General features: G+C 45.2%; 3 protein-coding genes and 2 pseudogenes. All 5 read right to left on the reverse strand.

The features are described from left to right. Positions 1-76: pseudogene (locus tag J5224_RS26210) on the reverse strand (nitrite transporter); the annotation flags it as partial. A gap of 9 nt (positions 77-85) precedes the next feature. Further along, entirely contained in the window at positions 86-571 is a 486-nt protein-coding gene (locus J5224_RS26215; protein WP_264628110.1) for a DUF1833 domain-containing protein, read from the reverse strand. Further along, entirely contained in the window at positions 568-1,029 is a 462-nt protein-coding gene (locus tag J5224_RS26220; RefSeq protein ID WP_264628111.1) for a hypothetical protein, read from the reverse strand. The genes J5224_RS26215 and J5224_RS26220 overlap by 4 nt, the downstream gene beginning before the upstream one ends. 57 nt (positions 1,030-1,086) lie before the next feature. Further along, entirely contained in the window at positions 1,087-1,482 is a 396-nt protein-coding gene (locus J5224_RS26225; protein WP_264628112.1) for an outer membrane protein assembly factor BamE, read from the reverse strand. 68 nt (positions 1,483-1,550) lie between these two features. After that, positions 1,551-1,844, reverse strand: a pseudogene (locus tag J5224_RS26230) (phage tail tape measure protein); the annotation flags it as partial.

Consider the following 1,844-nt stretch of genomic DNA (forward strand, 5'->3'; position numbering starts at 1 on the left):
CAAAACAGTCAAGTAGCGGGTAAGTGCGCCCCCCCTTCTGCCAGATGACAGAACGGTATTTATCGATATTGAGCATTGGTGATCCTTACGACGTGTGGCGTAATCCGGGGAATAATGGCAGTGTGTAGCGAAAGCGGGGCCACAGACGATCGAGTACGTTCATATAACCCGCTGTAATTTGGGCCTCGGTCGATTTCCAGTAGCCTCCTTTTATTTCCATGGCATATGGAGGTTCAGCCGGGGCGCTTAAATCCGTAGAGATATACTTACGGTACACTACAGATGCCCCTTCAAGATTATCGATACTCTTTTGAATTGATGATGATACAGCCCCATCAATATTGCTGATGGCAAACTTTAAGTCCTGTGTTCCATCTGCATTACGTGCGGGTAGCGCCACATCAATTGCACTTGCAATAAAAGTGACTATCGTGCTCCCATCTTCTAATGTCGCAACAACGTCTTCCCACCCTTTTGTTAAGTAGTAAACATCGTTGCCAACATTGATTTGAAGAGTATCAATAATCACCTCGATGCCGCTTGAAGCATAAAGGCGCTCTAATACCGTCATTGCGGCCACTCCCGGTTCAATGCCAGATCGATAATATTGCTGTTAACCACAAGATCAGGAAACTCAGCCCAGCCAGGTGCTAGTATCGGACGCTCCCAAAGTTCCAGAGTGGCAGAATATTGCCAATACTTACCACTTAACAATATTGGCCCCTCATATATGTCAACGAAGCGGCATTTATAGGATTCAACGCCTTTTGGTGTTTTGAGGTTCATGTAAAACCATGCGGAACCATCATTTATCGTATCGCGATACCACGCTTCAAACAGTTGTGCCTGGGCATCCTTCTTGAATGACCAGGTGACACCGGCCTGTGTAGGCGTCGATGTATACTGCCGCCGCTGCCTGGCCCTCCCGCTGGTCATTTCGGTGCGTAGTAACGGACTGACTGGCTTCATACCAAAACCATTTTGGAGCGGTATGGGTAAATAGTTATGCGGGTAATAAATATCAGCCATATTTTCTCCAGGCAACAAAAAACCTCGCCGAAGCGAGGTTTTCATTCTTTTGAAGCATTATTGGTTTTTAATAATTACAGTTTGAGGGTTTTCACGAGCTTGCTGATATATTTTCTGCGTATTTTCAGTGATGTCATCAGCTAAACTTTGCTTACCCCACTTCGTAACTTTCCCGCCAATGAATGTAACAACAAGCCTATCGGTTGCCAAATTCTCGTTATCAATTATCGTGTAACCATAGAGCGCTTTATTCCAATAAATCCAGCGCTCCCGATCTTGATTAACATCGGTTCGTCTTGGAGTACCTACAATTTGCATTACATCATTTTTACTCATCCCTAGCGAGAGCAGCATTGATTTTTGGTTGTAATCAATAGTCTGAATCGTGGGTGCACAGGCGGTAATAATTAACGATGAAACAACGATTAACGCAGCAGAAAGCAGTTTTTTCACATTAACACCCCAGTTGTAGCAAGAGATAGTAAGTTACCACCTGTTGAATTACGGATCTATATCCTCGATCACCGCTTCCTCCTTCCTGTCGCCCAACCATTGCCAAGCGCTTTGGATACCTGCCCTTGCCCTGATGCCAAGTGATTTGCCACTTTTTGATAGCCTCGCTCTGCACCCCGCGCTACAGCATTCTCTAATAGAGCCATAGTTCTATCATCAGGGTTACCATTCACATTAATATTCTGAGTCACTCCACCAGCAATAATGGATGTCCTAGCATCTTCACTGGTTTGTTTAACCTGCTCCAGCGTCTGATCAAGCTTTGCCGATGTTTGAGAGGTAACAACACGCTCTCCTTTCTC

It is taken from the genome of Candidatus Symbiopectobacterium sp. NZEC135 (assembly GCF_025962695.1).